4 protein-coding genes and 1 pseudogene are annotated in these 7,649 nt (G+C 36.7%); all 5 read left to right on the top strand.

Annotation, left to right across the window (positions count from 1 at the left end; translation table 11 throughout):
- Positions 1-703: IS21-like element helper ATPase IstB (istB, locus tag DBX25_RS12205; RefSeq protein ID WP_108671077.1), on the top strand; the 703-nt coding region annotated here is incomplete at its 5' end.
- Positions 704-861: 158 nt separating this feature from the next.
- Positions 862-1,152 (top strand): N-6 DNA methylase, encoded by a 291-nt coding sequence (locus DBX25_RS12200; protein ID WP_108671076.1) that lies wholly within the window; start codon positions 862-864, stop codon positions 1,150-1,152.
- Entirely contained in the window at positions 1,149-2,402 is a 1,254-nt protein-coding gene (locus DBX25_RS20930) for a restriction endonuclease subunit S (protein WP_108671075.1), read from the top strand. The genes DBX25_RS12200 and DBX25_RS20930 overlap by 4 nt, the downstream gene beginning before the upstream one ends.
- A gap of 33 nt (positions 2,403-2,435) precedes the next feature.
- Positions 2,436-5,495, top strand: a complete 3,060-nt coding sequence (locus DBX25_RS12190) for a type I restriction endonuclease subunit R (protein WP_108671074.1) — start codon at positions 2,436-2,438, stop codon at positions 5,493-5,495.
- A gap of 512 nt (positions 5,496-6,007) precedes the next feature.
- Positions 6,008-7,471, top strand: a pseudogene (locus tag DBX25_RS12185) (IS1182 family transposase); the annotation flags it as partial.
- Positions 7,472-7,649 lie beyond the last annotated feature (178 nt).

Raw genomic sequence — 7,649 nt, 5'->3', positions numbered from 1 at the left:
TCATCAACAATACCGTTCTCTCGCAAGAGAAGCTGAGGAAAGAAATCTTTCTTACGAAGAATACTTATTAGCATTACTTGAAGTAGAAATGGAAATGAGGGATGAAAATCAAAAACAAAGACGATTAAAGCAAGCAGTTTTTCCGGTTCAGAAAACACTAGATACATACGATTTTAGTCTGATGCCAAGTCTCAATCGAAATCGATTTTTAACTTTAGCTAAAGGAGAGTTCGTAGATAGGAAGGAAAATATTATTTTCCTTGGTAACAGTGGCACAGGAAAAACGCACTTAGCAACAGGACTTGGAATTGAAATGATAAAGAACGGATATAAAACGAGATTTATCACCGCCTCAGATTTAGTAGAGGAACTACTAATGGCTAACGAAGAGCACAAACTAGGTGCCTTAGAAAAGAAGTGGCTCAAATTTGATGTAATCATCGTGGATGAATTAGGATACGTGCCTTTTTCAAAAATAGGATCGGAACTTCTATTTCAATTCTTTTCAAGCAGGTATGAACGCGCGAGTGTTATCATTACCACCAACTTGGAATTTACAGAATGGACTAGTCTCTTTGGGGATGAAAAAATGACCGCAGCACTTCTCGATCGACTCACACATCGATCGCACATACATCTTTTAAATGGTGAATCATATCGATTTAGACAAAGTATGAAACAAAACGGGGAATTGAAAGAGTAGGTAGGAGCGCGCGAGGTGTTTGGATGTCTTGCCCCTCCCCGGGGCAAGACATCCAAACACCCAAGCCTCTTCCCTGACTGGGAATTATCATATAGATAGTGGCTCACTTTTGAAGTGATCGCTCTGGCTCAAATTCATATTGACAAAAACAAAAGGCATTGAATAGTGATGAAATTGAGCGTATTGCTGCTGCTTATCATGCGTATAGAAGTAAAGATTCAGTTTACGAGGATATTGCAGGTTTTTGCAAAGTAACTAATAAGGAAGATGTAAAATCAAATGATTACAAATTAATTCCGGGATACTATGTGGGAACAGAGGTAAATGAAGAAGAAGATGTACTATTTGAACAAAAAATGAGTGAATTAACAGAACGCTTATTGGAACAATTCCAAGAATCTATCCGACTTCAAGATAAAATTAAGCATGACTTGGAGGGATTATTGTGAGGATAGACTGGAAGGAGACCACCTTTGGAGAAGTTACAGAAGCAATCTTTAGTGGCGGTACACCAAATACACGGACTCCAGAATATTGGAATGGTTCTCTGAATTGGTTGTCTTCAGGAGAAACTAGAAATAGATTTATTACACATACAGAAAAAACTATAACAGAGTTAGGTGTAAAAGAGTCTTCAACTAGGCTATCTAAAGAGTTAGATGTAGTTGTTGCATCAGCAGGGCAAGGTCATACCAGAGGCCAAACCTCTCTTTTAAAAGTAGAAACATATATAAATCAATCCTTAATCGCACTTAGAGCAAATCTGGATTATATAGACCCTTATTATTTATTTTATAATTTAACAAACAGGTATAGTGAACTACGGCATTATTCTGATGGTAATAGTTCTAGAGGTAGTATAACTACAAAAATGATAAAAGACTTACCCATTGTATTGCCTCCGATAAATGAGCAGAAAGCCATTGTCTCAATACTTCGAGGTTTAGACGATAAAATTGAATTAAATCTAAAGATGAACACTACTCTAGAAGAAATTGGACTAACTCTTTATAAACAGTGGTTTGTTGATTTTGGACCATTTCAGGATAGTGAATTTATTGATTCGGAATTAGGTCCAATACCTAAAGATTGGAAAGTTACAAATATTGGAGAAGCGATTGAAATAATTGGTGGAGGTACACCAAAAACTTCTGAAAACGAATATTGGAATGGGGGGGAAATAAATTGGTTTTCACCAACTGATTTAACCTCACAAAGATCTCTATTTATTACTAATTCATCAAAAAGAATTACAAATCTAGGACTTGAAAAAAGTTCTGCTAAGTTATTTCCACCATACAGTATTATGATGACCAGTCGTGCAACAATAGGAGAAATTTCTATTAATAGAAAACCTTCTTCTACAAACCAAGGTTTCATTACTTTAATACCTAATGAAAATTTCGAAATATATCAGTTATATTTTTGGCTCAAAACCAATATGGAAAAAATAATGTCAATTTCTAACGGAAGTACTTTTAAAGAAGTCAGCAAAACTAACTTTAAATTACTACCTATTTTAAAATCAGTTAATACTCAAGGGTTTACAAGAAAATGCAAAAATTTATTTAAGCAAATTGAGGTTAATTTAATTGAAATTGACGAATTAACAGAGTTAAGAGATTTTCTTCTTCCACGCCTTTTATCAGGGGAAGTTAACCTTCTAGAAATAGAAAAAAAAGTCGAGAAAGTATTATAAACTATTAATATTTTTCATTGGAGGTGTTACAACATGTCCAGACCTCTTGGTGAATCAGCATTCGAAGAAACTACTATTGAAAGATTAAAACGGCTTGATTACGAGTATCTTCACGCTCAAGAATTGTTTCAGCGTGGAGAACGTCAACAGTTGCAAGAAGTTATATTATTAGGTAGGTTGGTAGCCTTTCTTAAAAAGGCTTATCCAACCATTCCAGATAATGAAATTAATAGGCTTGCGCAGCAATTCACAGCGCCAGATGGTGTTAAACTAATTCAGCGTAACCAGCATTTCCATGAAATGGTGGTTAAGGGATTAGAATTCAAGTATGAGTCAAATGGTCAAACATTTGTGCCACATGTATTCCCTATTGATTGGAAAGAACCTACCAATAATGATTTTCTTGTTGTAAATCAATTGTCAGTAGAAGGCCGAATGTCGCGCAGACCAGATATAGTAATTTATATAAACGGTCTTCCGCTTATTGTCTTTGAATTGAAAAATCCCAATAGTGAACAGGCAACAGTAAAAGACGCATATACTCAAGTTCAAAATTACACCTATGATATTTCGCAACTTTTTAACTACAATGCTTTTACAGTTGTTTCAGATAACGTTGAGACAAAACATGGTATGCCATTTGCTGACTATGATTTCTTTGCTTCTTGGAAGTCTATTGACGGAAGAAATGTGGATAACAATCGAGCAAATACAATGCGTACATTAATAGAGGGTCTGTTCCCTAAAGACCGTCTGTTAAACTATATTCGCAACTTTATAGTCTTCCTTAAGGCAGGGGACAAAACGAAGAAAATAGGGGCTAAATACCACCAATTTTTCGGTGTTAATTTTGCAGTTGAGGAAACTGTTCGTGCAACTAGGCCGGACGGTGATAGAAAAATCGGAGTTATGTACCATACCACTGGTTCAGGGAAATCGTTGAGTATGCTTTTCTTTGCAGGAATCTTGAGTAGGCATGCTGAACTAAATAATCCTTCTATTGTAATTCAAGTAGACAGAAATGATTTAGACGAACAATTGTATGATACTTTTGTTGAGGGTGAGTCGTTAATTGGTAAGGTTGAACGGGCAAGTAGCACTGAAAGATTAAGAACCATTCTTAGAGGTGAAGCCACCCCTGTTGTCTTTTCTACCATTGAAAAATTTAGGTTAAAAGGAGAAGAGACAAAACATCCTGTACTTTCCGAAAGAAGGAACATTGTTGTAATTGCTGATGAGGCACATCGTACGCAGTCAGGATTCGATGGTGGTTATGCTGCACAATTGCGTTTTGCACTTCCAAACGCCTCCCACATCGGCTTTACAGGTACACCAGTAGATTTTGTAGGAAACAATACTGAACAGATATTTGGACACACTATACATCGTTATGACATGGCACAGGCTGTTGCTGATAAAGCAACATTACCAATCTATTATGAAAGTCGATTAATACCACTTGATTTAACAGCAGAAGACATAGATGAGCAAATTGAAGATATATTTGTAGATAATGGTGAAGGTGACGAAACAGAGAATTATAAAAGAAAATGGGCCGCCTTAGAAAAAGTTGTGGGAACTCCAAAACGGCTCCAACGCCTTGCAAACGATATCGTATCACATTTTAATTCAATGGCCAATCCTTTTCAAAAAGCAATGATCGTGTGCATGAGCCGCCAAATTGCTGCTGATTTATATAACTTTCTAAAAGAAGTAGAAGGCTGTCCAAAAATGGAAGTAATTATGACGGGTGATGTATCAAAAGACCCGCGTGAATGGCGAGAGATACAAGAAGGTAGCCAATATTCACATATTAAGTCTAAGAAAGAACAGGAAGACGTTAAGGCTAAATTACGGGACCCTGAAGACCCGCTTAAATTTGTTATAGTGGTGGATATGTGGTTAACAGGTATGGACGCACAGCCGCTTTCTTATTTATATGTCGATAAGCCAATGAAGGGTCACAATTTAATGCAGGCCATTGCAAGGGTAAACCGTGTTTTTCCCGGCAAAGAAGGTGGAATTGTTGTTGATTATATAGGGATTGCTACTTCTTTAAAGGAGGCAACTCAGAAATATACAACAGGTGGAGGTACTGGGAACCCCGCATATGATATTACTGAAGCAATAAGGATATTTAATGAGAATTTAGAATCTGTTAGAAATTATATACCTTCTAATATAGTGATAGACGGTTGGAGGCATAAACCTCAAATAGATAGAGAAGATTTTATAGCAGATATAGTTAATGTGCTATTAAACAGTGATACAGAAGATTATATACAGTACGCAACAAAATTAGAAAAATCCTATCAACTTGTTAAAAATCAGCCAGAAGTAATGGTTATTGCTGACGAAGTAACACTATATCTAATGTTAAAGGCTCAACTTCGAAAGCATTTAAGACCTCCGGGTGGAACTGGTGGAGGAAATAAAACATTAGAAGAGCAACTATCAGCATTATTAGATCAAAAATTACTGGCTAAAGAAACGGTAGATATATTTAAAGTTGCTGGAATTGAACGGCAGGATATTAGCATTCTTGATGAACAATTTCTAGCCGATTTAACCAAGAAAGAACATGAGGATTTACGGTTAAAACTATTAAAAAAACTTCTTGAAGACAAGATAAAAGTTACATTTAAGCAAGGTAGTCCTCAAACTAAAACAATGCAAGAGTTGTTAGAAAAGACTTTAACCGAGTACCATAATCGAGTCATTCAAGCAGCAGATGTCGTTCGAATGATGATAAAAATGCGCAAAGAGATGGAAGAAGAAATGCGCAAGCGTCAGGACTTAGGTTTGTCACAAGAAGAAATTGAGTTTTACAAAGCAATAATGTCTATGGAAGAAGCCGCTTTTACAAACGAATTTCTAGCCAACTTAATTCATAAGGTTGTTAGGGAACTGAAAAAGAAACTTGATGTTGATTGGACCAGTCCTCATCGCCAAGATGTCTATGCAAAGGTGAAACTTGCTGTCAAAATGGTTTTAATGAAAGAGAAAGTCACTGGTCAACAACTTCAATTCCTTACAAATAAATTTATGGAACAGGCTGAAGAACAGTATAAAGGGTGGCCAATAGACGCTTAAAAAGAGTTTAATCATAAATAGATATCCACTTGATATTCTCTTGTTGTGGGACAGTCCCTCAGAATACGTGTATAAATCAATAAAGAGCCATTGAAGCTATAGCTTCAATGGCTCTTTAAGGTTCTAATTAACTCATTAATCGCTCCATTAAGAAAGAAAAACATCTATTTTTTCAGCAATTTCTTTAAGTCTTTCATATCTTTCGTCCCCATCATTTAACAATGCTGCCTCTTCCTCAGCCTGTTCTTTTATATCTTTAAGCAAGGCGATCATGGTCCTCAGTTTTTTTACGACCATTTCATATTTTTGATAATCACTAAGATTGTAAGTAACGACGAATTTTGAAAGGTCACCTGCATTGCCAGTTCGTTCGTTTAATCGAAAAGGTGAGCACGGGGACGGTTCGAGACCAGTGAAAAAGTCCTTAGCACTTTTAATTTATGAAAAAACAAAAAGCCCCCTAATGGTATAATTAATGCGACCAAACAAAAACCATACCAGGGGGCTTTTCTATGCTTCGACAAGTGCCAAAGCAATATAGCTTTCATTCTGAATTATACAACAAAATTCCTGAAAAACATATGCTTAAAAAGGTTGCGAGAGTAGTAGATTTCAGTTTCATCAATGGCCAGCTGGAGAACTCATACTGTAAATACTTTGGCAGACCCGCAAAAGAGCCGGAAATGATGTGCAAACTCCTGTTCTTACAATATATCTATAATCTATCTGATGAAAACATGATGATGGAGGCAAGTTTAAATCTTGCTTATCTGTATTTTCTTGGTCTCAATCCAGAGGACGAGCTCCCTGACAAGAGTCTTCTCTCTAAGTTCAGAACGCAAAGACTAGGAGAATCCACTCTCGATGAAATGATTATTGAGATTGTTCGGCAGTGTGTGGATAAGGGGATCATCAGTGGAACTAGTGTAAGCATCGACGCCACCCATATTGAGGCTAATACAATAAAGAAAACACCTGAACGATTAATGAAACATCTAGGTAAAGCCATTGTGAATACATATGAACAGGAATCCGGAGAGACTTTAGAAGGATTGCCAGAAGTACCTGAGTACGAAGATATCTCTGATCATAAGCAAGCTAAAGCCGTCATGAAAGATTATTTAGAGGATGTGTTGGACAAAGTAGAACCCAAATTATCATCCAAAGAAAAACATACCGCGGCTATAATGACAAATGCCAGAAATATTCTGGCAGACCCAAAATTCTTAAATCAGAAAAGTGTTCGCTCCTTGGTAGATGTCGAAGCTCGAGTAGGACGCAAAAGTAAAACACAAGATTTCTTTGGGTATAAAACAGAGTTTGTCATGACAACCGATGAACGGATCATTACTTCTATCCGTACTGGGGACGGAGCATATGTTGATGGAAGTTATGCTAAAGATTTATTGGAAGAGACAAAGAAAAGTGGAATAAAGCTTGAAGAGGTATATGGAGACAAGGCGTACTTTCGAAAATCCATCTTAGATCAAATTGAAGAAGCAGAAGCTAAGGCCTACATTCCTGTAAGTGCCACCGTTTATCGATTGGACGAAAGTGAATACTCCTACAATAAAGACGCTGATGAGTGGCAATGTAGCCAAGGCAATACAACGGTGGAGAAGAAATATTACAAATCCAACCGTAAGGATGGAGTGAGAGAGGGATATAAATATTATTTTGAGGTAAAGCAATGTAAGGTTTGTCCGTTACGCGATAATTGCACTCAAAAAAGGGCACGAAGAATTCTTACAGTTGGGATGAACACCACTCAATTTTATGAACTCTCTCAAAAACAAAAAACCGACGAGTTTAAAGAAAAATATAAAAAGAGAGCTTCCATTGAAGGAAAAAATGCGGAGCTAAAGAGATTTCATGGCCTATCCCGAGCTAGGGGGTATGGTCTTTTAAGCGTGTCTAAGCAATCTAAACTCACGGCCATCGCAGTGAACTTGAAACGAATTGCGGCATTGTTATCCTAAAAAACGGAGGAAATTAGGATGAAAATCCCCCGTTTTGTATCGAAAATAATAAAATTCCATCCAACGTACAAAAATCCCCAAAAATAAAAGGTTAGATTCTTATAAAAGCCTACTTTTTCACTGGTCTCGGACGGTTCTCTTGCTTCGGAAGCAAAAGAACCGTCCCTAAGTTTCA

This window comes from Peribacillus acanthi, from assembly GCF_003073175.1.
Taxonomy (GTDB): domain Bacteria; phylum Bacillota; class Bacilli; order Bacillales; family DSM-1321; genus Bacillus_BN; species Bacillus_BN acanthi.
The sequence above is the reverse complement of the archived record's forward strand: the minus strand, read 5'-3'. Positions and strand labels throughout refer to the sequence as shown.

What these genes read in the sequence shown, in the direction of transcription:
- DBX25_RS12190 (WP_108671074.1), top strand. Translation starts at nt 2,436, where the DNA reads ATGTCCAGACCTCTTGGTGAATCAGCATTCGAAGAAACTACTATTGAA.